This window comes from Saccharothrix sp. ALI-22-I (genome assembly GCF_001984175.1).
In the GTDB taxonomy this organism is placed as follows: Bacteria; Actinomycetota; Actinomycetes; order Mycobacteriales; family Pseudonocardiaceae; genus Actinosynnema.
In genome coordinates this window covers 48,828-71,140 of record NZ_MTQP01000054.1, presented here as the reverse complement: position 1 = coordinate 71,140, position 22,313 = coordinate 48,828, and the positions used below count along the sequence as shown (strand labels likewise).

Annotated in this window: 24 protein-coding genes and 2 pseudogenes; 15 read left to right on the top strand and 11 right to left on the bottom strand. The window is 68.1% G+C overall.

Annotated features, from left to right (window positions below):
• The first annotated feature begins 138 nt into the window (after positions 1–138).
• The 5 genes from ALI22I_RS13765 (at position 139) to ALI22I_RS13745 (ending at position 3,637) form a co-directional block, all read left to right on the top strand.
• Entirely contained in the window at positions 139–705 is a 567-nt protein-coding gene (locus tag ALI22I_RS13765) for a dihydrofolate reductase family protein (protein WP_077005883.1), read from the top strand.
• A gap of 436 nt (positions 706–1,141) precedes the next feature.
• Positions 1,142–1,906: a phosphotransferase family protein gene (locus tag ALI22I_RS13760; protein ID WP_238598344.1), complete on the top strand. Its 765-nt coding sequence runs from the start codon at positions 1,142–1,144 to the stop codon at positions 1,904–1,906.
• 136 nt (positions 1,907–2,042) lie between these two features.
• Positions 2,043–2,270 carry a hypothetical protein gene (locus tag ALI22I_RS52395; protein WP_202970953.1) on the top strand — a complete coding sequence of 76 codons (228 nt, stop codon included), beginning with the start codon at positions 2,043–2,045 and terminating at the stop codon, positions 2,268–2,270.
• Between the two features lie 504 nt (positions 2,271–2,774).
• Complete coding sequence (locus ALI22I_RS50775) at positions 2,775–2,984, top strand: hypothetical protein (RefSeq protein WP_202970952.1); 210 nt, start codon at positions 2,775–2,777, stop codon at positions 2,982–2,984.
• 113 nt (positions 2,985–3,097) lie between these two features.
• Positions 3,098–3,637, top strand: a complete 540-nt coding sequence (locus tag ALI22I_RS13745; protein ID WP_077005880.1) for an HAD domain-containing protein — start codon at positions 3,098–3,100, stop codon at positions 3,635–3,637.
• Positions 3,638–4,795: 1,158 nt separating this feature from the next.
• Here ALI22I_RS13745 and ALI22I_RS13735 read toward each other — a convergent pair.
• A pseudogene (locus tag ALI22I_RS13735) lies at positions 4,796–5,880 on the bottom strand (IS701 family transposase).
• Between the two features lie 388 nt (positions 5,881–6,268).
• Here ALI22I_RS13735 and ALI22I_RS13730 point away from each other — a divergent pair.
• Both ALI22I_RS13730 and ALI22I_RS13725 read left to right on the top strand, forming a co-directional pair.
• Positions 6,269–7,036 (top strand): alpha/beta fold hydrolase, encoded by a 768-nt coding sequence (locus ALI22I_RS13730; RefSeq protein WP_077005878.1) that lies wholly within the window; start codon positions 6,269–6,271, stop codon positions 7,034–7,036.
• 12 nt (positions 7,037–7,048) lie between these two features.
• Positions 7,049–7,423, top strand: a complete 375-nt coding sequence (locus tag ALI22I_RS13725) for an NIPSNAP family protein (protein ID WP_238598343.1) — start codon at positions 7,049–7,051, stop codon at positions 7,421–7,423.
• 119 nt (positions 7,424–7,542) lie between these two features.
• Here ALI22I_RS13725 and ALI22I_RS54655 read toward each other — a convergent pair whose 3' ends face one another.
• The 4 genes from ALI22I_RS54655 to ALI22I_RS53595 form a co-directional block, all read right to left on the bottom strand.
• Positions 7,543–7,881 (bottom strand): class IV adenylate cyclase, encoded by a 339-nt coding sequence (locus tag ALI22I_RS54655; protein ID WP_077005876.1) that lies wholly within the window; start codon positions 7,879–7,881, stop codon positions 7,543–7,545.
• Complete coding sequence (locus ALI22I_RS54650) at positions 7,859–8,095, bottom strand: CYTH domain-containing protein (RefSeq protein WP_077005875.1); 237 nt, start codon at positions 8,093–8,095, stop codon at positions 7,859–7,861. The genes ALI22I_RS54655 and ALI22I_RS54650 overlap by 23 nt, the downstream gene beginning before the upstream one ends.
• Positions 8,095–9,033 (bottom strand): aldo/keto reductase, encoded by a 939-nt coding sequence (locus tag ALI22I_RS53600; RefSeq protein WP_274522883.1) that lies wholly within the window; start codon positions 9,031–9,033, stop codon positions 8,095–8,097. Before ALI22I_RS53600 ends, ALI22I_RS54650 begins: the two co-directional genes overlap by 1 nt.
• 122 nt (positions 9,034–9,155) lie before the next feature.
• Positions 9,156–9,434, bottom strand: a complete 279-nt coding sequence (locus tag ALI22I_RS53595) for a hypothetical protein (protein ID WP_238598354.1) — start codon at positions 9,432–9,434, stop codon at positions 9,156–9,158.
• Between the two features lie 82 nt (positions 9,435–9,516).
• On the opposite strand from ALI22I_RS53595, the gene ALI22I_RS53590 reads away from it, so the two are divergent.
• On the top strand, positions 9,517–9,987 hold the full coding sequence (locus tag ALI22I_RS53590; protein ID WP_238598353.1) for a hypothetical protein: 471 nt from the start codon (positions 9,517–9,519) through the stop codon (positions 9,985–9,987).
• A 203-nt stretch (positions 9,988–10,190) separates the two neighbouring features.
• Here the strand turns inward: ALI22I_RS53590 and ALI22I_RS13705 are convergent, their stop codons facing one another.
• From ALI22I_RS13705 to ALI22I_RS13690, 4 genes are all read right to left on the bottom strand, one after another.
• Positions 10,191–10,610, bottom strand: coding sequence for a hypothetical protein (locus ALI22I_RS13705; protein ID WP_143532183.1), 420 nt, complete (start codon positions 10,608–10,610; stop codon positions 10,191–10,193).
• Between the two features lie 183 nt (positions 10,611–10,793).
• Positions 10,794–11,069 carry a hypothetical protein gene (locus tag ALI22I_RS13700; RefSeq protein WP_077005872.1) on the bottom strand — a complete coding sequence of 92 codons (276 nt, stop codon included), beginning with the start codon at positions 11,067–11,069 and terminating at the stop codon, positions 10,794–10,796.
• A 214-nt stretch (positions 11,070–11,283) separates the two neighbouring features.
• A complete protein-coding gene (locus ALI22I_RS13695; RefSeq protein ID WP_077005871.1) occupies positions 11,284–12,339 on the bottom strand; it encodes an MFS transporter in 1,056 nt (351 codons plus the stop codon).
• 1,276 nt (positions 12,340–13,615) lie between these two features.
• Positions 13,616–13,927 (bottom strand): hypothetical protein, encoded by a 312-nt coding sequence (locus ALI22I_RS13690; RefSeq protein ID WP_143532182.1) that lies wholly within the window; start codon positions 13,925–13,927, stop codon positions 13,616–13,618.
• A 540-nt stretch (positions 13,928–14,467) separates the two neighbouring features.
• Here ALI22I_RS13690 and ALI22I_RS50770 point away from each other — a divergent pair.
• Positions 14,468–14,635, top strand: coding sequence for a hypothetical protein (locus tag ALI22I_RS50770; protein WP_179118224.1), 168 nt, complete (start codon positions 14,468–14,470; stop codon positions 14,633–14,635).
• Positions 14,636–15,152: 517 nt separating this feature from the next.
• Positions 15,153–15,554, top strand: coding sequence for a transposase (locus tag ALI22I_RS13685; RefSeq protein ID WP_143532181.1), 402 nt, complete (start codon positions 15,153–15,155; stop codon positions 15,552–15,554).
• 842 nt (positions 15,555–16,396) lie between these two features.
• On the opposite strand, the gene ALI22I_RS13680 is transcribed toward ALI22I_RS13685, so the two are convergent.
• Positions 16,397–16,768: a type II toxin-antitoxin system PemK/MazF family toxin gene (locus tag ALI22I_RS13680; protein WP_077005868.1), complete on the bottom strand. Its 372-nt coding sequence runs from the start codon at positions 16,766–16,768 to the stop codon at positions 16,397–16,399.
• 167 nt (positions 16,769–16,935) lie between these two features.
• Between ALI22I_RS13680 and ALI22I_RS13675 the strand changes: the two genes are divergently transcribed.
• The 4 genes from ALI22I_RS13675 to ALI22I_RS13660 all read left to right on the top strand — a co-directional run bounded on the left by ALI22I_RS13675 (position 16,936) and on the right by ALI22I_RS13660 (position 20,485).
• A complete protein-coding gene (locus ALI22I_RS13675) occupies positions 16,936–18,171 on the top strand; it encodes an IS701 family transposase (RefSeq protein WP_083751710.1) in 1,236 nt (411 codons plus the stop codon).
• A 238-nt stretch (positions 18,172–18,409) separates the two neighbouring features.
• The gene (locus ALI22I_RS13670) at positions 18,410–18,880 is read left to right on the top strand and encodes a GNAT family N-acetyltransferase (RefSeq protein WP_077005866.1); all 471 of its coding nucleotides are present in this window, start codon (positions 18,410–18,412) and stop codon (positions 18,878–18,880) included.
• Between the two features lie 150 nt (positions 18,881–19,030).
• Positions 19,031–19,315, top strand: a complete 285-nt coding sequence (locus tag ALI22I_RS13665; protein ID WP_077005865.1) for an AMP-binding enzyme — start codon at positions 19,031–19,033, stop codon at positions 19,313–19,315.
• A gap of 312 nt (positions 19,316–19,627) precedes the next feature.
• Positions 19,628–20,485 carry a pentapeptide repeat-containing protein gene (locus tag ALI22I_RS13660; protein WP_179118223.1) on the top strand — a complete coding sequence of 286 codons (858 nt, stop codon included), beginning with the start codon at positions 19,628–19,630 and terminating at the stop codon, positions 20,483–20,485.
• Positions 20,486–20,579: 94 nt separating this feature from the next.
• Here ALI22I_RS13660 and ALI22I_RS13655 read toward each other — a convergent pair.
• A pseudogene (locus tag ALI22I_RS13655) lies at positions 20,580–20,909 on the bottom strand (IclR family transcriptional regulator domain-containing protein); the annotation flags it as partial.
• 615 nt (positions 20,910–21,524) lie between these two features.
• Here ALI22I_RS13655 and ALI22I_RS13650 point away from each other — a divergent pair.
• Positions 21,525–22,304: a GNAT family N-acetyltransferase gene (locus ALI22I_RS13650; protein WP_338013489.1), complete on the top strand. Its 780-nt coding sequence runs from the start codon at positions 21,525–21,527 to the stop codon at positions 22,302–22,304.
• The last annotated feature ends 9 nt before the right edge of the window (positions 22,305–22,313 follow it).

The window sequence follows — 22,313 nt, the reverse complement described above, 5'->3', positions numbered from 1 at the left end:
CGGCCGTCCCGCCAGTCAACAAGTAGCCGACGACAGGACGTTGACAGCGTCGTCGCCGTTGCGTTGTCCAGGGTGTGACGTGTCGGGCCGGCGTGGCGGCGCGATGGGGTTCCCCGCGCTCCGGCAGTCTGTACCGCCATGGGATTGCTGACCTATGGCATGAACGTCTCGGTGGACGGCTACACCGTCGACGCGAATGGCGACCTCGGCTGGAGCACGCCGGACGACGAGCTGCACCAGTACTGGAACGACCGCACCGGGCAGATCGCGCTGTCGCTGTACGGGCGCAAGCTCTACGAGCTGATGTCGGCCCACTGGCCGACCGCCGGCCAGGCACCCGACGTGCCCCCGGTGGAGGCCGAGTACGCCCGGCTGTGGCTCGCGATGCCGAAAGTGGTCTTCTCCCGAACCCTGGAATCGGTCGACTGGAACTCCAGGTTGGAACGGGGTGACGTGGTCGAGGTCGCCAGGCGGCTCAAGGCCGAGACCGACGGCCTGATGGAGGTGGGCGGTGCCACGCTCGCCGCGCCCCTGATCCGGGCTGGCCTCGTGGACGAGTTCCACGTGCTGGTCACGCCGGTCGCGATCGGCGGCGGCACACCGTTCTTCCCGTCACTGGACACATGGCTGAAGCTGGAACTGGTGGAGAACCGCACCTTCGCATCGGGCGCGGTCCTCCTGCGCTACAAGCCCGTCCTCGGCTAGCAGACGACGACCTGGGAGCCCTCCCAGCGGTCTCTCCCTCCGAGACATCCGCACATGCCGATGTGAGCGAGTCGGCTTGGTCGCATGCCTATGCGACGTAACGCATGTCGATTCGTACTCCGAGCGAGCGAATGCACCAGATCGCCGATTCGGGCGCGCCGAGGCATAGACCCGTGTGTTCGATGTGCGACCCGGACGACTTGAGCACAGCCGGGTCATGCGCGACAGCGCTCCTTGACGTCATCGGACCGACAGTCTCGGTTGCGTCGAGCTCACCGACCGCGACGGCATGCCGCTTGGACTTCACGGTCCACGTGCCGAGGCCCGCGGACCGAGGCACTGCTCAACCCGTCAGCGGCCGGTGGCGTGCACGAGGCCGCCGGGCAGCGGGACGCCGTCAACCGCGCAGTCGCACGCGATAAACCAGGTGACGTCGGTGATCATCCCCGTAACAATGGCCGACGTGGAGGAGGTCGAGGTCGTCGTCGCCCACAACGAGCGCGCGACCCTGCGCGTCGGCGACGTGTTCCTGAAGATCGACGCTGATCAGACCCGCACCGACGTCGAGGTCGAGGCGATGGCTCTGGCGCCGATCCCGACCCCGGAGATCCTGTGGCGCAAGCCGCCCGCGCTCGCGCTCGCCGCCCTCCCCGGCACGGCACTCGGCCACCTCGGCGAGCCATCGACCGCGTCGCCCGCGGCGTGGGCCGCGGCGGGTGCCGCCGCCCGGACACTGCACGACGCGCCGCTGCCGCCATGGCCCGGTCGGAGCCTCGACGAACTCGCATCGCGTCTCGCCGGCGAATGCGAGTGGCTCGTCGCCAACGACGTCCTTCCCGCTGACGTGGTCACACGCAACCGCCGGCTCGCCGAGACCGCGCTCCGGCCGTGGACACCGGTGTTCATCCACGGCGACCTGCAGGTCGACCACGTCTTCGTCGCCGATGACGAGGTCACCGGCGTCGTCGACTGGTCCGAGGCGTCCCAGGGCGACGCGCTCTTCGACCTGGCCACCCTCACGCTCGGACACTCCGAGCACCTTGGCGACGTCATCGCCGGCTACGGCACCGACGTCGACCGCGACCTCATCCACGCATGGTGGTCGTTGCGATGCCTGACCAACGTCCGCTGGCTGGCCGAGCACGGCTACGGCTCGCCGGACGAGTTCCCCGAGGTCGCCGTGCTGAGATCCCGGCTGTGAGGCTGCACGAGCCCGACGACTCCGAGTGCCGTTCTGCCGCATCGAGCGGCGCCGAACGAGACGTCGGCGTAGGTCCGGTCGAGTCGTGCGCCGGCGTCCGACGTCGCCGACCGGCCGCGCGGGATCTTCGAGGACCATGACCTCCCAAGGGCACACGGTGCCGCCGCTGCCCCCGGCCGTCGAGGTGCTCGACCGCCCGGTCGAGGAGACGGTGGATCTCAAGGTCTGGCCGGTTCCAGGAGCGCTCGCGATCTTCTGTCCCAGATCGGCCGAGGACATCGACTTCGATGTCGACCTGCGAGAACTGCAGGGGTCGGCACGGCGTCGACACTCTCTGCCGGTTCCTCGAAGCGATCGGACGTGAACTCCGCAAGCCCGTGCTCATGACAACCGAAGGTGGAAGCCGGGCCCACCCGGTCCTCGGGTACGACCCCGTCCTCGACCGAGTGGTGCTCCTGGCCGACCCGCTGCGCTGACGGTGAGAACACTCGACGTCGTGACATCCGCACATGCCGCTGAGGGCGCTTCGCCAGCTCTCAGGCGGATCGTCCCCGGCAGGACTCGGCCAACCGGGGACGATCGGCCTGGCTCGGTTATTGGACTGTGCCGACGGCGGGCATGCCGAGGTCGACCTGGCGGGTGATCCGGGTGAGCCGCAGCGCGTCGGCACGCTTGTCGCGCAGGCACTGGAGTGTGAGGTCCACCCCCTCGATTTCACCTAGCCAACCCTCGGCCGTGGCGCGTTTCCTCCGCTCCTCCAAGTCCGACTCCAATTCGTCAGACGAGGCAGCATTTTCGGGTTCACATGCAATTGTGCGCACCGGAGGCAAGCGTCAGATGCCCGCTACTCCTGGTTGACCCCGACCAAATGCCACGGCTGCAAGGAATCCACGCCAACCTCGTTGACCGCCTTGAGGAGGCGAAACAGCAAGGCTGGCTGGGCGAGGTCGCCGCGATCGAGACCACCCTGGCGGCAGCGGCGCAGAAACTCGAAGCCATGCGCACCGCCCGCAGCGCAACCATCCACTTCGGCATGTCCGACCTCCGAGCCTCGACCGGCCGGTCGAGCCAGGGCTGACCCACAAGGGATTCCCTCGTGACCTTCGGCGGCTACCGCTGCCGCTTGTCAGATCGCCTCATCGAGCCGTCTCATCGAGTCGGCCTGCGAGGATGAGCAGCTATCGTGCAGCCGTGACCGGCTCTGGACAGCGTCCGCTGCTCTTCCTCGATGTCGACGGGCCACTCATTCCCTTCGGCGCGGCGCCGCAGCAGTATCCGACCTACCAGACAGATCTCGAACCACGGGAGGCCTGTTCGAATCCGCTTCTGGCCAGGATCAATCCCGAGCATGGACCCCGGTTGGCGGCGCTCCCGTGCGATCTGGTATGGGCGACGACATGGATGGCCGACGCGAACGAGTGCATCGCACCCCGGATCGGCCTGCCACATCTGGCGGTAGTGGCCTGGCCGGAGCCTTCCGACCTCGATGAGCAGGACGAGCGCGCCGGGCTGCACTGGAAGACCCGCGCCCTCGTCGACTGGGCGGCAGGGCGCTCATTCGCCTGGGTCGACGACGAGATCACCGACACCGATCGAGCCTGGGTGTCCGCGCACCACCGAGGACATGCCCTGCTTCATCGTGTCGATCCCCGCCAGGGACTCACAGACGCCGACTACACCACTCTCACCGAGTGGCTGCAAAGGACTCTGCCGCCGCACGGTCCGACCTGAAGGCGCCCCACGAGTCAGGCTGCCGCGACACGCCGAAGCCCCGAAGAACGAAGATTCCCGCTGTCACCGTCAGTCACCGGACTGACTCTCAAAGCTCCGACCACCACTTCAAGATCATTTCGGTTAAGCCTGCATCCGCTGCCCAAGTCTCGAGTTCACTGGTCTCACGCTAGCCCGTCGTCCTACGAAGACGAAGTTTACGTCACGCACTACAGTGCGCGAGAGAGTGGCTATGTACTCAGTACCGAGGGGGTCAGGCCCAGGAGGATACTTGGCCTGACCTTGGGTGAAGTATATTATGGAGCGCCGCGTGCGTACTCCTTCTATATGTTCATCGGCCTACGAAGCGATGTGGGTGTGGTGAATTACTCCACATACGGGGCACGGGCGGCAATCGGCAAGCGGTACGATGGCAAACGATCCTCGCGGGTGGGACGAAGCACGTTACTATAGCTATAGGCGCCCTCTGGATCACGGGCTTGCGCTTCCTTACGGGAAGAGCATTCTCGAGCTGGCGCAAGACGGGAATTTCTTCGCAATGGCCAGAGAGCACACCGAGAGGATCTTTGTCGAAGTCGCTCGGGATGTCTTTGGTTAGGAATGGAATAGTATCTCGTTCGCGATGTCCGGGTGTCGGCTGTGGATGTAGTCGTTGTCGTCCTCCGTCTGCGGCGAAGAGGTAGACGCCAACGCCCCCTTTACCAACGACGATCTTTGCAGGAGGAGTAGACACGAGGAAGCCTTCGTGACCTTTGCGGTTAGAACGCCTGCTGGCTGACATGTTGGACTCAACATCTCCGTGCCCGGCCTGGCCGGCGTGTACCGCTCGAAGATGAGTCGCCGGATCTCCCGGAGCTGGCCGTCAAGCCCGGCGACCGCTACCACGTGCGCGTCTCGGCCCGGGGGTACAAGGCCGGGGCTGAACGCCCCCGCAGTACAACACCGGCGAGCCGCCGTCGGAGTCCTAGGCTAGTACTCCAGCCGTAGATCGTGATGTTCATGGTTCCTCGGTCGATTGGCGCTGGTAGTGGGCTTGCTGGGCGCGATATTGGTGGCGTCGGCGCCACCAGGACCAGTGCAGGCAGGCGGTGATGTCGTCGGTGTGGCCGATGACGAGTCGGGTGAACAGGTGCCGGATTTCGTTGAGGGTTAAGGGAATCAGTCCTGTGGGGTGGGTTTTACGCGTTCGGCGACGGTGGTGATGGCGAGGAAGAGGTGCGCCAGCAGCACAAGAGTGGTCCAGCGGTACCAGGAGGTCCAGGTGCGGACCTGGTGCTCGTCGAGACCGGTCTGTCCCTTGCTGGTTTGGAAGGATTCCTCGATGGTCCATCGTCGTCCGGCGACCCGCACCAGCTCGGCCAGGGGGACCCGGCGGGCGGGGAAGCAGCGGTAGAAGGCGGGTTCGCCGGTGCGGCGGTTGCGCCGGATGAGTAGCCACCGGCGCCCGTGCGAGGCGTCGGGTGCGGTGTCGTGGATGGTGATCCAGGCCCAGTCGTAGAACCGGTGTCCTTTCGCGCCCTTGCCCGCGGACGGCCGTTGCCAGGACCGTGTCGGCAGACGGGCGGCCAGGTGGTCGACGCGCTCGACGCCGGTGCCGGTGGTGACGCGGTGATCGCAGCCCACCGCCAGCACATAGCCGACAGCCCGGTTCTCCAGTTCGGCACGCAAGGTCGTGCTGGCGCCGTAGACCTCGTCACCGGCCACCCACGGCACCGAGATCCCGCCATCCAGCGCCCGGATGATCATCTGCTCGGCCAGTTCGGTTTGGTCGCGAACCCGGTGCCGTCCGGGATCCCGGCCTGCGCACACCGATCGGCGTTCTCGGTCCAGGACACGGGCAGATGGAGCTCCCGGTCGATCAAGGTGTGACCTGTTTTGGTGGTATAGGTCAGAAAAACCCCGACTTGGGCGTTCTCGATCCTCCCGGCGGTGCCGGTGTATTGCCGCTGCACACCCACGGTGTGCTCACCCTTCTTGACATCGCCGGTCTCGTCCACGACCAGCATCGCGTCGTCAGATCCCAGGTGCTCCACCGCGATCGCCCGCACGTCATCGCGCACCGCGTCGGCATCCCACGCCGCCCGGGACAGCAGGTGCTGCATGCCATCCGGAGTAGCGTCCCCGGTCTGCTCCGCCAAGGTCCAGCAGTTCTTGCGCGGCAGATCCGACACCAACCCCAGCACCAACGCCCGCGCCCGCCGACGCGGCTCCACCCGCGCGAACCGGCCCGCCACCTGGGCCATCACCCCGTCAAAGATCTCCCACCACCGGCCAGGGTCTACGCTGGGCCCCGCAGCCGCCACACGATCTTGAATAGTCCTCACAAACCATTCATGATCAACTGGCGGCTGCGTCCGTCTTCCATCAGCCCTCACCAGGCAAGATCACGAAGTCCGGCTAGAGCACTAATCCCGCTGACCGCAACGAGATCCAGCGCCCAGTCACGACATTCGTTGTCCGACCTGTCCTCGACGCGGCACACCGGCAGCACTGGTCGATCTGGCACCGCTGCCACCAAGCCCACGCCCGCGCAAGCCGCTACCACCGCCAGGCAGCCCTCCAACCATGAAGACGGCATCTCCGACGACCGTGGTAGACGAGCCCCGGCAGCCCGTGAGAAGGTGACATCCCGTGCTGCCAGTGATCTTCATTCATGGTCTGATCGGCTCATTCGCCGACCCACGTGCCCTCGCGCCGCTCCACCCGGCCCCTACCCTCTGCCCCGACCTGCACGGTTACGGGGCCGATGCCCGGGCCGAGCCCGGCACTATCACCATCGACATGCAGGTGGAGTACCTGCGTGCGGCCATTGACCAGGCGCTGCCGGGCGGTCGCGTCCATCTGGTCGGGCATTCGGTCGGCGGCGTGATCGCCGCCGCGTTCGCCCACCGGTTCCCGGAGCGGACCGCAACGCTGGTCAGCGTCGAGGGCAACTTCAGTCTCGCGGACGCTTTCTGGTCGCAGCGGCTGGCAGCCAAGACAGCCGCCGAGGTGGAGCAGATCGTGCAAGCCGACCGTGCTGATCCCGGGCGGTGGCTGCGCGCGGGAGGCATCGAGCCGACCAGGGAGCACCTCCGCTCTGCGACACAAGACCTGGCCTACCAGCCCGCTTCGACCATCCACGCCATGGCTCGTGCTGTCGTCGAGTACACCGCTGGACCTGACTACCAGCTGCTGCTGCGGGACGTGTTCGAGCGCGTCCCGGTCCATCTGGTCGCCGGGGCCCGCTCACGCGCGGGGTGGGACGTGCCTACCTGGGCTCTGTCCGCCGCTGCCAGTTACACCGAGCTTCCCCGCACGGGCCATATGGTGATGCTGGAAGCGCCCGAGGAGTTCGGCGCACTCCTCGCCGGGCTCCTTGCCCCGGCGTCAGCAAGCCAGGTCAGCACCCCAGAGTGACTACTGGGGACGGTGCCGACCGCGACCGGCGCCCACTGGGCCAGAAGGAAAACTCACGTGATCACTTGTCATCTGCGCTATGAGATCGATCCCAGCCAGACTGTCGCGTTCGAGACGTACGTGACGGGGTGGATCCCGATCGTCACCCGCTTCGGCGGCACGCACCACGGCTGCTTCTTGCCGCACGAAAGCGCCAACGACATCGCCTACGCCCTGTTCTCCTTCCCCAGCCTGGCTGCCTACGAGGACTACCGGGCTGCCATCCGGCAGGATCCGGAAGCTCAGCAGCTCTGGCAGCTCAGCACCGAGACCCGCTGCATCCGCCGCTTCGACCGGACCTTCCTCCGCCCGGCAATGCAACCGTCAGGCGGCGTTGAGGCCACTTAACCCGCTCGCAGACGGGTGTCCTGACCGGCACTGTTCGGCAGGGACACTCCCCGGCTCACTGGCGCCGACTCCTCCACACCACTCCACGACCACGAAGATCACGATCTACAGCTGGAGTACTAGGTAGTTCGGTTAAGGAGGATGTGGGGGTAGCCGCGGTTGATCGGCTCGCCCAGTTCGATGCCGAGGTCGGCGATGAACTTCTCCAGGCGGGCGGTGGCGTCGGCGACGTTCTCGGCGTCGCCCTTGAACTCGAACTCGACGAAGTCGCCGGCGCCCTCGACGTGGTCGAAGACGACTTCGACCTCGGGTAGCCGCCATTCCTCGCGGGTCTTGTCCACGGTGATCAGCGGGGTGAAGCCGAGTGCCTCGAACGCCTTGCGGGTGGCCTCGACGTCGCCGATGGGGGTCTCGTACTCGTCGGCGTGGGTCTTATCACGGCGTCGGCGGGGTGCCACAGCTTGTAGTTGAACGAGGAGCCGCGGGCCTCGGTGCGGATGCGCAGCCACTCCGAGATGGTTCGGGGGCGAGGAAGTCGCGGCTGGGGTGGTTGTAGTAGGCGTCGACCTGGCGGGTCGGCTCGCCGGGCTTGGCACCCAGGTCGGCGAGCTTGGCCTTGAGCGCGTCCGCGTCGGGCAGGGCGTACTTCTTCTCGACCTCGATGTACTGCACTACGGGTCGCCTTCCGGTGTGTCGGGGTGGAGGGTCGCGCGGATCTGGGCGATCTCGTCGTCGGTGAGCGGGTCGCCGAGGCACGTGACGTCGGTGTGGATCTGTTCAGGGTCTCGGAACCCGACGAGCACGATCGAGTCGGGGGCGTGTTGCAGGGCGTAGCGGAGTGCGACGCGGGCCAGCGCCGCGGTGCTGGTGCCGTAGCGGGCGCGCAGCGGGGCCAGGCGGTCGGCCAGCCGCCGCAGGCCGTCGGGTGCGAAGCGGGGGTCGCCGCGGCGGTGGTCGGTGTCGCTGAACCGGCGCGGGTCGCGGGCGTTGTGTGTGCCGATGAGCAGGCCCTGGCCGAGCGCCTGTTTGATCAGCACCCCGACCCGGTGGCGGCGGGCGAAGGCGAAGATGTCGGTCTGGTCGGGGCTGTACAGCGGGCTGAGCAGGTTGTAGCGGGCGGTGAACACGTCAGGCCGGACGGTGTGGAACAGCCGGAGGAACCGGCCGGTCTCGGTGCTCTCCGGCTCGTCGTGGTCGGCCCACTGTTCGGCGAAGGTGTGCGGGGCGCGCATCCCGACTGCGCGGATCAGGCCCTGGTCGCGCCACTCGCCCAGCAGGTCGACCACCCCGGTCAGGTACTGGTCGTGCTCGCCGAAGTCGGTGCTGTGCAGGAAGTACACGTCGAGGTGGTCGGTGCCGAGGTTGTCCAGGGTGGTGGCGAGTTGGTGGCTCATCTGGCGCGGGTGGTAGGGGTGGCGGCCGGTGCCGGCGAAGTAGCCGACCTTGCTGGAGACGACCAGCCCGTCGCGGTCCACGTGGCGCAGCAGGCGGCCGAGGAGGCGTTCGGAGCGGCCCAGGCCGTAGACGTCGGCGGTGTCGAACAGGGTGATGCCCAGCTCGTGGGCGCGGACGAGGGCGGTATAGGCGTGTCGGGGTCGACGTCGTCCCAGCCGATCGGCACGCCGTTGTTGGCGGCGGGGCCGCCGAGGGTCCAGCAGCCCGCGCCGAGGGCGGAGACATCGCGGTTCAGGCCGGGCAGGACCCGGCGTTGCAGCGTGTGCATGGTTGCCTTTCAGGTGCCGCAGGGGTCGCCGGCGTTGATGAGCTGCCAGCTCCGGTTCCCGGTCCAGCGGTCGTACTCGTGGTGCAGCAGGTCGCGGTGGTCGGTGGGCAGCCCGGCCTGCACGGTGGTGACGATCGGGTCGAGCACGTCGTGCAGCTCGCGGATCATGGTCTCGACGATCCCGGTGCACTCGTCTTCCAGCCGGTGGTGGTCCCCGGTGTCCGGGTCGGTGGCGTCCAGGGCGCGGATCATGGCGCCGAAGACGAGGTAGGCGGTGTTCTTCAGCACGCTGCGCAGGTCGCGGATGGCGTGGTAGACGGGGCCGTCGAGGATCTTCTCCAGGGACTTGAGGGTGTAGTCGAGCGGGAAGTTGCGGTCGATCCAGCGTTGCGCCCTCGCCGCGTGCGGCCCCGACGTAGCCCACGCCCCGGACCTGCTCCAGGTCCAGGTCGCCGTGCCAGTGGGCCAGGATGTCGGCGATGGTGGGCTCGCCCGCGCTGCGGCCGATGACCAGGTGTGGGTAGCGCTCCAGCAGGAGGCGTTCGTTGCGGACGGTCAGGCTGCCCCCGGCCAGCAGCATAGGCGGGCGGTCCATCGCGGTGACCTCGTCGAGCAGCCGGATCATCAGGTCGTGCTGGCCGAAGTTCGCCGAGACACCGAGGATGTCCACGTCGCCCGTGGCGACGCGCTCGAGGATGTCCTCCAGGGTGACGCCGAGCTGCATGTCCATCAGCTCGACGCGACCCAGCAGGATGGAGCGGGCGGCGCGGGCCAGGTCGGAGATGGCCGGCGGGAACCGGGGCAGCGGGAAGAACTCCGGGTGGTACAGCGAGGCCAGTAGGACGCGTGGGTGCAGCAGCCGGTGGCGGCCCTCGTCGGTGAGTCGCCCTGCGGACAGCCAACTCTCGCGTGTGTCCAGGCTCAGCCGATCGGTGGTCCAGTCCGGCCAGGCGCGGGTCTGGTGTGGTTGGCCGGACAGGTCGGCGACGGTCCACGCCCCGGTGGGCGTGTGCTCGATGAGCAGCATCCCTCCCTGGACGAAGCTCACGCTTCCATCCGGGCCGTGTGACGGGCTGGCCGATACAAACCCGGTAGCGATTCGCGGGTCACACTGTCCATATCGAAAACGCGCCACATGGTGCCGGCGTCGGTGGCCGGAGCAGGTCGAGTTCGTCGTCGGTGAGGTAGAGCACCACCCTCGTGCGCGGCCACCCGTGAGTGACCGCCCACGGTCTCGGACCGGTTGCCGTCCGGCGGCGCGGTCAACGCCCGCAACACGACCGTGAAGATGACACCGGGCGCGGTGTCCGGCGGCGGGTTGGGCAGGTCCGGCACGCGGGCACGAGCCAACGCGGAAGCATCGGCCGGCAGCACGGCCGCGCGGGCCTGCTGCTCTGGGATCAGTCGAACCTCGGTGCAGTCCTGCACGTCCGCGACGGTCGCCAGCGGGACGGGAGACGTCACGTCGACCACCCCCGGCGCAGAACCACGACGAACGTCGAAGATGTGTGCCCACCGCCACAGCGGGTAGCCAAAGATCGCCGCGCTTGCGCGAGGCGCGGCGGGACCGCTTTGGGGGTCCAAGACCAGACCCGCACGCGCGTTAAGCAGTCAGCGTCCATGCCGGTCTGGACAGCGCGGTGCGGGTCAGGGCGGGCAGCGCGACCCATCCCGATCCGCACCGCGCCCACCGGGTGTCAGGACGGCGCAGAGTCCTTCGGCGGACGCCCGCCCCGCAGCCCGTACACCCAGCTCACCGGGCAGGCCACGCAGGGCGTCGATGGTGTCCTTGCCGATCTCGGCCTCGCCGTCCACGAAGGCGACGCCGAGATCGGCCACGACGAGCTGCTTGCGGTGTGGGCTGACGAACTTCACGCCCCCGCCGGTCGGACCGGTGGTCAGGTTGGTGATCGGCGACCGCATGCTCGACGGCCGCCAGGCAGCCGTCCTCGCCCTGAACGGGCCGCGACCGTGTTCCGGGGGTGTCGTGACCCGTCCCCAGCTGCATCTCGACAGGTACGCGGCATCGCGCCCCTGATCTTGCCGGAGCCGTGGGTGCTGGGATCATGGACGGGAGTCGACGAGCGGCAGGAGCCTGTGGGGTGCCAGAAGTCGGCCATATGGTCTGACCAGCGGGTTAGGCGGCGGTGGGTTCGTACTCGTTGGGACCGAGGGTGACCAGGGCGAGGCCGACGACCTGGGGCCTGGGCAGCCACCGCTCGGCGAGTTCCGGCTTGAACCCCGTGATGGACCAGGCGGCGAGACCTGCGCCGACGGCGACCGTGCCGGCCACGATGCCGTAGCCCAGACCGGTGATCGCGGCGAGCGAGATGATGCCCGCCCCGCCGAAGTAGCACAGGCACAGCGCGTGCAGCAGCACGACCTTGCCCAGCCGGGCCCGTTCCGGTCCGATCTGGACGCGCAGGATGCGCAGGCTCGCGACGATGGCCACCAGGCAGCCCGCGGCCAGCAGGCCGATGCCGGCCGCGCTCTCGGGGAGGGTGGACGAGGTCGCCAGGAACAGCCCGCCCAGCAGCGCGACCACCCAGGTGAGCGACGGACGTGCCGCCGTGCTGCGCTTCCACGGCACCAGGTCGATCTGCTTGCCGATCAGCACCCGGCCGACGATGACCAGCAGCGCGGGCCAGGCCAGGGCGGCCCGCCAGCCCCACGCGAGGGTGACCACGGCGTTGATCGCCGGACCGACCATCGAGGGCAGCAGCCACATGATCGCGAACAGGCCGTAGACGCGGGTGCGCTCCTTGTCCTCGAACAGCCCGCCGAGGATCGACAGCCCGAACCCGGCGAGCATCCCGCCCGCGATGCCGCGGATGACCGTGCCGATCAGGATCATCGGCATCCCGACCGCCGCGACCGCCAGCACCGACCCCAGGACGAACAGACCGGTCGCCGTGCCCAGCAGGGTGATCGGCCGCAGCCGCGCGAACGGCGCGGAACCCACCGCCAGGACCAGGATCTGGGCGAACGACCCGGCGGCGAGCGTCGCGCCGTACAGGCTCTCGCCGTTCAGGTCGTCGGCGGCGATCGGCAGCACCGACGAATAGGCGATGCTCTGGACGGCTCCGCCGAACTCGGTGAACAGCAGTGCGAGCAGAATCGCGCCGCGCCGTCCGGAGAAAATGACCCGAAGGCTCGTCGACGTTTCTTCGGCTTGTTTCCTCGGCGTCCCCACGGTATCACTCCGCCTGGGCTGCGGCGGAATAGTCGGCGTGCCGCGGCATCGTATGAAAGGCGTAGCGCAAGAGGCTCCCTCCTGGGGGCGGCTGCGGTGCATACCAGGTCCTCAGTCATATCGACTTGTTCCGGCGTGCTCAACTCCCGCAGCGCCGGCCCGACCTGACCGGTGACGATTCGGCCTCGACGTGCTGGAACGGCCCGATACGCCGTCGGTCGATCCTCGGTGGCTTGATCAACGAGTACGAACCCGCGGCAGCCTGAATCGCAGGTCAGGCCGTATGGTCGACTTCTGGAATCCCACAGGTGAACCGGCTGGCTCGATCGCGGATCGGGAAGCGGGAGTTGTCGGTCTGCTCGCCGAGGTCCATCGGCAGGTTGCTTGCGGCCTGGGCGGAGGAACGGCCGCCAGGAGGTGTCGGTGTTCCGGGTCGGTGCGGGCGGTATCCGCAGGCGCGTGGGCACGCGACGGATGGTCGAGGTGGCTACCCGGTGGCCGGGCTTGAGCAGTTCGCCCTGGAGCCGGCGGTAGCCCCGGCCGGTGTTCTCCCGTGCCATCGGTTCGATCAACGTCACGACGGTGTCGTCGACCGGTGGGCGCCCGGTGGTCGGCCGGGTAGGTCCACTTCCTGGCCACCAGGCGCCGGTGCCCTCGCAGGACGGTGCCGGTGTCGCCAACCGGTGTTCCCATGGCCGGTTGGGTAGTCGCCGCGCCAGTGCGGCGGGCACCGCGCGCTCAGCCCGGTCCAGCCGCGGGCGGTGGTTGGCCCGGCGCAGCACGGCGACCTCGTGTCGCGGCGCCGGTAACTCGACGTCCTTGGCCGCCGACGAGCGGCCGAGCAGAACCAGCCGGCCGGCGAGCCGGACGAAGATCAGGTACAGCAGTCGTAGCGCCACGCTCCGCGATCATGCGCCCCTGTGGTCCATGGTGCACGATCACCGCAGCTCAGCGGCCCAGTGCAGAGTTCTGGCACCCTACAGGCACCTCGCACTTGGGGCAGAGGTGACGTTCGACCGCGCCAGTGGCCTCGTGTCAATGTCCGAAGTCATGTGCACGGCTGACCTAGGCGTTTGCCGTGGCGTGCAGAGGAGTTCGGGCCATCGCGATGTACTGAAGTCGCCTGCACTACGGTCACGTCGACCATGATCGTGTGCGCGGCGGGGAATGTCGGGTTGGTCGAGAGTCCGGTGGTCGAGCCGGGCGTGCTGACCGCAGACTTACCCCGGTCGGACCATGAGGTGCACGATGATCAGCGTGGACAGCCTTGGCTCGATTACCCTCCGAGAGGACGCTCGACAAGCGGCTTCAAGCGCTCCCGTAGTTTCCAGAGGTCGGGTAAGGCGCGATCCCCTTTCGGCCTTGTGCCCATGTCGCTGCCCTCGCGTCCGGACGGAGCATGCTGAGGGATGTACACGGCAGGGGGGCAGTCGGCGACGCCTTCGGTGTCGAATTCGTCGATAAGTTTTCCGGTCTTCGCTTCGTAGATCCGATACTTGTACTTGGCGTAGACGATCGACCGGACATGCTGGGCCATTCCTCCCGGAGTCGAGTATGAGCACTGGCCAATTTTCCTGTTGTCGTCCACCGAGTGCTGATACTCGCAGACCATGAGTTGCACATCGTCGAGTACGCGTAACCCGAGGTGTTCGGGGTCGTGCCGCGGTCTCCAGGAATCGGGTAAATCGGGCGCTATATCACTCCCCCAGGAGGGATGCTCGTCTCCAAATCTCATAAACATCAAGGGATGTGGGCCTGGGCCGGCATAAGGGCTTGCCTCCTCGCTCACCCGGGAAGGAATGACCGCCGCGCTTTCGGAGAGGCTGGTCGGACAGGGCGTGTATGGCAATTCTCGTGTCACGGAGCGGTGGATCAGGAAACCTGCCATACCGATACCCGCGACGATCATTAACATGAATAAGCGGATGAGTAAGCGCCTCACCGGCCGTGCTCCGTTCTGTCCAGGTTCCTGTGCCTGTCGAGCGGGTGCGGACTTGGTCTCAGCTGGATCGCCATCGGCTGCATGTCGATCAGTAGCACACGGCGCCGGCGACCGGAGCCCTGCTAGCTCGATTATGCCCGCAGCTCGGGTAGGGAAACAGGAACCGAGAACCGCTTCGCGCCGTTCTTGCTGCCCCGCTGGACGGGCGGACCGGTGGTCGGCTACCCGCGCGCCACCGAGGCGCTGGACGAGTTCGAGCAGCAACGAGCCTACCAGTTCGGCCAGCTCGGCACCGGCATCCGTGCCGGGCTCCGGCCCAGCGCCAGCGAAGTCGGCCGCACCGACCTGATCTGAAGCGTGCCGCCTGGCAACGGGACTACGGGACCGGCACCATCCGATCCTGTCGTCAAATGACCCTTTGACGACAGGCACCCCGGACAACCAACGGGCGGGCCAGATCATGCGGAAACCGCTGCCCGATCCAATGCGGGCCGTTCCGGATTGACGACAGAGTTTGACGACAGATAGAACCGTTGGTGACGGCAACGAACGGCGCGAGGGCGGCGGAGTTCGGCGGTGCCGCCCGGTTCGACGAGGCGAGATTCGGCGGGGTCAGCCCGTCCTGCGATGGGACGGTGGTCGCTGACGTGACCGACAGTTCGTCCTCCTTGTCCCCTGGGATAGGCCCAGGCCGACGACGCCATCGCGATCGAGGGTAGGGAAGGCGGGTGGCGTCCGCTCGTGCCCGTGCCGCGCGAGAACCCGGCCGCAGCGGAGCCGACTGGCGGCCCCCTCTTGGTCAGACTGCTGTGAGACACCCTGTGTGAGTGAGGGTTCCTGACCAAGGGTGGGATCGGAGATCCTTGTGCACGTGTCCACACCATCTGACAAGCAGTCGCGGAGCGCTTCGGGCGGGGAACCCGCCGACCCGGCTCCGCGGCCGTCTCGACGGGCGTTCACCGCGGAGTACAAGCTCGCCGTGGTCGCCGAGTACGAGAATGCCCCGAACGGGGAGAAAGGCGCGATCCTGCGTCGGGAGGGCCTGTACTCCTCGCACGTCATCGAGTGGGCACGGGCTCGCGACGCGGGCCGGTTGGGCGGTGGCCCGACGGGGTCCCCGACACCGGCGAAACGCGTGAGGACATCGCCCGAGCAGGCCGAGTTGGAGAAACTCCGCCGGCAGAACGCGAAGCTGACCTCCGATCTCGCGAAGACACGGATGGCGCTGGACATCATGGGAAAAGGTGTGCCACGAACGCGGGAGGCTGCTTGAGGTAGTCGAGTAGCCGATCGTGGTGCTGCACGGAAGATGAAGGATGTTGGCCCTTCGGAGTCGCCCTGCGGGGGTGATTTCAAACCGCCCACTGCCGCATTAGCTGAAGACCGTTGTGGTGAGCGACGTGGGAAAAGGCGCACCAGATGCGTCAGGTGAGGATCGTGGAAGACGGAGCGCGGCCCCCAGGGGGACCGGGGGTCGCTGTTGACGCGTCGTTATTGATTCAGGTGACATCGGAACCGGGCACTACTTTTCGGCCCGGGATAAGTCTGGCGGGTGTCCGCTTATTGGCCAGGCGGTGTCCGGCGTGGAGGCGACGTGAGCCCGATCTGCTGCTTCCGTGTGGAACGTGGGAAGGCATGTCCCGGTACTGCTGGCGAGACCCGTCCCCTGGATGAGTCGTTGGCGAGAGGGAGTGTCCCAAGTGGAGACCCCACGAGGGATTGAGTACCGATTCGGGGCATGCCGGCGGACCGGTTCGTAGTAGTGGTGAAGCCCCTGCTGGGCGCGGTGGGGGCGGAGCCCCGCGTTCCGCAGATGATGGTGTGATTTCAGCCAGCACGGCGGAAGACGTGCAGGTCAGGGAGTCGGCGCATAGCGGGAAACCCGGAAACGCCTAGTGGCACGCTTACTTCAGTTGTCTGCGTATAGCTGGTAAGTCGCATGATCGGCTAGTCGGTGCCGCTGCTAGTACTCCAGCCGTAGTTCGTGATCTCGATCGTGAGGGGCGCCGAGGAGGCAGCTGGCAGCGTCGATCATCTGGACGAGACCGACCACGCCGTCGCGGGCGTTCGTTTCCTTCTCCGCCTACCCGAGTCCACCGAGACGGAGGGCGTTCCTTATCTCGCTGAGCTTCGCGGTCGTCGCCGGGTCCACTCCTTCGCCTGCTCACCGAGACGGAGGGCGTTCTCAATCTCGCTGAGTTTCGCGGAGGACAGGGCGCCCGCCCGCTCGATCAGGTCGTCCCGGGACACGGTGGTCAGCCACGTGCAAGGGGTAAAGCCCGGACGCGGGAACGCGAACCGAAGCACGCCTTCAAAGGGCAGTCCTTCCACGGCGCCTACTGCCACTTCGACGCCCAGACCGGTGATGTCGACACCCGCCCGAGCGACGACCTGCATCACCCGGATCCCGGACGCGTCGTCTCCCGACAGCAGCACGACCGGCCGCCGCTCGTCGAACTCCACCCACCAGACTTCGCCACGTTGCACATGTCCTCCTGACACAGGACGGCGGGCGGACGCTGCGCGACCCCGACGCGCTGTGGAGACGGGTGCGGCCACCCGTTGATCATCGGTGTGTGAAGACAAACGATCACGCGGTGGCCGCAGGTCACAGCGTAGACCCTGCCCGCTGGCAGGAGGCGTTCGAGGGCCTGATGAGCCGGATAGCGGGACGGTTCACACGGGTCGAACCCCGGTTCCGGGTCCGGAAGTTGGTGCTCGGACTGCTGTCGGACCTGCCGCGCAAGAACTGCTGGACCATCGCCGAATGGGCCGGGGAGAGGACCCCGGACGGCATGCAGCATCTGCTGGGGCGGGCCAAGTGGGACGCCGACCGGGTCCGCGACGATGTGTGTGACTACGTGGTGGACCACCTGCACGACGACCAGGCGGTACTGGTGGTCGACGAGACCGGGGACGTGAAGAAGGGCACCGGCACGGTCGGCGTCCAGCGCCAGTACACCGGCACCGCGGGCAGGATCGAAAATGCCCAGGTCGCCGTCTACCTGGTCTACGCCGACCGGCGCGGGCACGCGGCAGTGGACCGGGAACTGTACGTCGTCCCGCGTTCATGGACCTCCGACCCTGACCGCTGCCGGGATGCCGGACTCGACCAGGACACCGCCTTCGCCACCAAGCCGGAACTGGCCACTCGTATGGTTGCCCGGTTCCTGGACGCCGGCCACCAGGCCGCATGGGTCGCCGGCGACGAGGTCTACGGCGGCAACCCCAGGCTGCGAACCGCACTGGAGGAACGCGGCACCGGCTACGTCCTCGCGGTGGCCTGCTCGCACGAAGTCACCACCGGGGCGGGGAGGTTCCGTGCGGACACCCTGGCCAAGAAGGTGCCCAAGCGGGCCTGGCAGAAGCTCTCCGCAGGGGCCGGGGCCAAGGGCCACCGTTTCTACGACTGGGCAGTCATCGACCTCGCCGACCCCCGACCGGGGAGTCGTCAGCTGCTGATCCGCCGTAACCGCAGCACCGGCGAACTCGCCTACTACCGCTGCTACTCGCGCGCACCCGTGCCGCTGACCGTGCTGGTCAGAGTCGCTGGATCAAGATGGCGGGTGGAGGAGTTCTTCCAGTCGGGCAAGGGCCTGGCCGCACTCGACGAGCACCAGGTCCGCCGCTATGCCTCCTGGTCCCGCTGGGTCGCCCTCGCCATGCTCGCGCACGCCTTCCTCGCCGTCGTACGCGCAGACGAGCACACCCGCCCCGCACCCGATGCCCTCATTCCGCTCACCTGCAACGAGATCCAGCGCCTGTTCATCACACTCGTTGTCCGACCCGTCCACGATGCCGCCCACCGGCTCGGTTGGTCCGACTGGCGGCGCCGCCACCAGGCCCGATCCCAGGCCAGCCACTACCGTCGACAAGCCACTCAGGCATGAAGATCACGATCTACGGCTGGAGTACTAGTGGTGCGGTGGGCCGGTGTAGCCGCCGTGGGCCCACACCGATGCGGCCCGTTTCCCGGCGTTGTCGCGTAGTCGCCGCAGCAGGCACTGCCCGGCTTGGGCTTGACCGCCACCGCCGCCTCTGACTCTGCCTGCCGCGTCGGATCGCGGCCCGCAGGCAGCACGGACTGGCTGCCTTTACGGGCTGGATCTGCCGTGTGATCCTTGCGCGATGATCGATGTCGTGTACTGGCGGAACGAGCCCGGACTGACCGCGCTGCTCACCGCGTACCACCTGCGGACAGAGTCGGAGAAAGGCACCGCCGTGGCCGACGCGGACGCATTGCCGCAGCGCTACCGGGCCGAGATCGCGGACCCGCGCAGCGCGTTCGCCGACGACGTGGTGCTGCTGGCCCGTGCCGGCGACACCGCCGTGGGCTGCTTGGTCGTCACCACCCCCGTCGACGGGGGTGCCGAGGTGAAGCGCCTGTGGACCGACCCGGCGAGCCGAGGCCGCGGTGTCGCCACCGCGTTGATCACCGAGGCCCTCGAGCACCTCGCGCGCACCGACGTGGACACCGTCCGCCTGTCCGTGTGGAACTGGCGCACAGGTGCGATCGCCCTGTATGAACGGCTCGGTTTCACCGTCACCAGCTCGTGGGACGACCGTCCCGACCTGGTGTGCATGCACCGCGTCGTGTGACCCATACCGGGCGTCGGCATCGCGCCGCAGTCCGCCCGGTCCAGGGGCACCTCCGGCGGGCGGGTTGCGGCCGAGCCGGACAGTTCCGGCATCGGCGCGCCTTCCGCATCCGGACCACCACAGTGGAAGGCGGGCGAGCGCCACGATCGGGTGACGCCGGTTCGCGGTCTGGTCGTTGCGGTCGCCCACGGTTCGCCAGTCGGCCATTCCGGGCTGGTGGTGGTCGACGGGGCTCCCGCGGTGGGCGAGGTGGGCCGGGCGTTCGTGCGGTACGCGGAGGGCGGTGGGCCGACCAGGGAGGAGCTGCGCGAGTTCCTGCTCGCCCGGCTCGCGAAGTACAAGGTTCCGGTGCACATCGACGTCGTGGAGCAACTGCCGCGCACCGGCTCGGGCAAGGTCCGCAAGGCCGAACTGCGGAAGCTCCCGATGCCCTGACAGACCAGGGCCCGACCCCCGACCGGGCCCTGACCGGACGGCGGGGCGGTGTCACGACAGGTGGCCCGTCCCGCCGGAGGTCCCCGGCGAACCGTCGCCGCACGCGTTCGGCGCGGACCTGGTGACGATCATGCGAGTTGCGACGATCTTGTCTACGTGACTTCGACTCGTCGTGGACGGCCCCTGCCCGCCGTCGCGCGCACACCTCCGCCGAACCCGCGCAGGCGGCCCAGTGGTCTGCGGACGAACTCACCGACCCGCGGCACCGCTCGCCGGGACCGGCGGGGCGTGAACTGGCCTGCGATCACCTCGGTGATCACCGCGTTGACCGCGCTGGGCGCGCTGGTGTTCACCGGACTGTCGCTCAACGCCACCCGCGACCAAGTGGCCATCGCCGAGCAAGGTCAGTTCACCGATCGCTACACCAAGGCTGTCGAACAACTCGGCAAGGCAGGCGCAGATCACCTCCAAGTTCGCCTTGGTGCCCTCTACAGCCTTGAACGCCTGGCCCACGACTCGCCGCGCGACCAGCCGACCATCATCGAAGTCGTCTCCGCGTTCGTCCGCACAACCGCCCCACGTACCCAGAAGGACTGCCCGGCGCAGCTTCCCACCGCAGACGTCCAGGCTGCTCTCACCATCCTGGGGCGTCGTGACACCACGCACGACAATCACGCTCGCGTCGACCTGAACCGAACATGCCTGTTCGGTGCCGATCTCCGCGGCGTCGACTTCGCCGGCGCGAACCTGTTCTCCGCACACCTCGGCCAAACCGCTCTCATGGACGCGGATCTCAGCAGGGCGAATCTCTACCAGGCCGACTTCAGCCGTGCGATCCTCACGGGCGCGGTCCTCCGCGACGTGCAGGGCGCCGAGTCGAGCTTCTTCTGGGCAGGTCTCGCCGAGGCTGATTGCAGCGGTGCGGTACTCGACGAAGCGGACCTCAGCCTGGCGGATCTCCGCAAGGCCAACCTCAGTCGAGCGGAACTGAGGGGGGCCAATCTCGACAGCGCCCAGCTCATCGGCACCAACCTGGCACAGGCGTACCTCGTCGGGGCGAAACTCACCCGTGTCTACCTCGAGGACACGGACTTCACCGACGCGACCCACGATGACACCACTGTCGTGGATGCCGTCTCGGAGTACGGCACACGGGGTAAGTGGTGGTGACCACCCCGCCAATCGGATCCCGTTCGAACCACAGCGGCACCGAATCCTCAGGGGCATCGAATCCTCTCCGCCCGTCGAGGGTGGCTGCGAGTGTTCAGACGGTGGTCGCCTCGTCCAGCTTCCGGGCGATCGCCTCGGCCGCCGCGCGCAGGTCGGGGACGAGGCGGGCCAGGTCCGGACGCACGGAGCGGACCACGATGCCCAGGGCGCCGGCGTGCGGGTAGCCGTCGGAGGGGATGGCCACGGCTACCGAGCAGGAGCCGAGGCTCATTTCCTCGTTGGTCACGGCGTAGCCGCGTTCGGCCGTCGCACGCAGTTCGCGCAGCAGACGTGCCGGGTCGGTGATGGTGTACGGGGTGAAGCGGGGCAGCGGGCGTTCGGCGTAGTCGCGCACGAAAGCGGGGTCGGCGCGGGCCGGCAGGGCCTTGCCGACACCGCGTGGTGGGAGATCGCGAGGACGTGCGACCCGGTCGGATCCGCCGACGACATCAGGAAAGTGTCACCGCCGGGCTCGACCGGCGCACGGCACGCCGACCAAGCCCGGCGGTTGCCGGAGGTCGACCGCATCAGCGAGGCCGCGGCCGCGGGTGATCAGGTCGATCGTCGCGGCCGTGAGGTACGGCGCGGGCCTGCCGGGCGCGGGATGTGGCCGACCAGGGAGTCCCACGCGAACCGGTGGTGCGGGTGCGGTCGCCGTCACCGACGGGATCCTGGAGCACAGGCCGAGCGCGGGCGACCGCAACGGTCGGCCATCAGCCCCGAGCCCCGCGTCACCGGGACCATGACCCGAGTCCCGCCCGCGCTGAGGGCGTCGGGCGCACGGGACTAGTACTCCAGTTGTAAGTTCGGTTCATACGGTGCGCACGTGTTGTCCCTGGTAGTTGAGCCGCTCTGCGGTCGCTTGGTGGAAAATCGTTGGGACGCGTCAGGTGCGGCCGTGTTTGATCACGTGATGTCTATCTTGTTGAGCACGCCGGGCGCTGGCGACCTGGACGCGGTTGTCCGCGCTCTAGCGGAGTGGCGGCGCGAAGGAGCCCCGATGCAGCTGCATTCGGGGGACGTCGGGTTCTACTGGCAGTTCGGCCCGGAGGTGACCGCCGCGGCGTTGCGAACGTGGCGTCGTGAGGGCCGGATCCTCGGCGTCGGCCTGGTCGACGGCCCCGACCTGGTGCGGCTGGCCATCGAGCCGGAAGCGCGAGAGGACGAAGCGCTCGCCCGGCAGATGGCCGACGACGTGACAAGGCCCGAACGCGGCGTCTTGTCGGAGGACAAGGCCCATGTCGAAGCGCTCTGGGAGGGCCGATTCCGGGAAGTGCTGCAAGAGGACGGCTGGGAACTGGATGAGCCGTGGATCCCGATGGTGCGCGACCTGAGCGAGCCCGTGGCGGACAGCGGCGTGCGGATCGAGGTGGTCGGACCCGAGCGGGTCGAGGACCGGGTCGCGGTGCACCGCGGGGCGTTCGCCGGGTCGAAGTTCAGCGCGGAGCGGTGGCGGGCCATGTCCGCCGGGACGCCGTACGCCGATGCCCGATGCCTGGTCGGGTACAACGACCGGGGCGAGGCGGTCGCGGCCACGACCGTCTGGTCGGCGGGCCCGGGGAAACCCGGCCTGGTCGAACCCCTCGGCGTGCACCGCGATCATCAGGGACACGGTTACGGCAAGGCGATCGCGATCGCCGCCGCGGCGGCCCTGCGTGACATGGGTGCGTCCAGCGCGACCGTGTGCGCCGAAGGCGCCAACACCGCAGCCGTTGCCACCTACCGCGCTGCCGGATTCCAGCCCCAACCCGAGGTGCGGGACCTGCGCCGGATCGGCTAGTGCTCCAGT

What these genes read in the sequence shown, in the direction of transcription:
- ALI22I_RS13670 (WP_077005866.1), top strand. Translation starts at nt 18,410, where the DNA reads ATGATCGATGTCGTGTACTGGCGGAACGAGCCCGGACTGACCGCGCTG.
- ALI22I_RS13650 (WP_338013489.1), top strand. Translation starts at nt 21,525, where the DNA reads ATGCAGCTGCATTCGGGGGACGTCGGGTTCTACTGGCAGTTCGGCCCG.
- ALI22I_RS13700 (WP_077005872.1), bottom strand. Translation starts at nt 11,069, where the DNA reads ATGCGGTCGCCGATCACCAACCTGACCACCGGTCCGACCGGCGGGGGC.
- ALI22I_RS13675 (WP_083751710.1), top strand. Translation starts at nt 16,936, where the DNA reads ATGAGCCGGATAGCGGGACGGTTCACACGGGTCGAACCCCGGTTCCGG.
- ALI22I_RS52395 (WP_202970953.1), top strand. Translation starts at nt 2,043, where the DNA reads ATGACCTCCCAAGGGCACACGGTGCCGCCGCTGCCCCCGGCCGTCGAG.
- ALI22I_RS50775 (WP_202970952.1), top strand. Translation starts at nt 2,775, where the DNA reads ATGCCACGGCTGCAAGGAATCCACGCCAACCTCGTTGACCGCCTTGAG.
- ALI22I_RS13765 (WP_077005883.1), top strand. Translation starts at nt 139, where the DNA reads ATGGGATTGCTGACCTATGGCATGAACGTCTCGGTGGACGGCTACACC.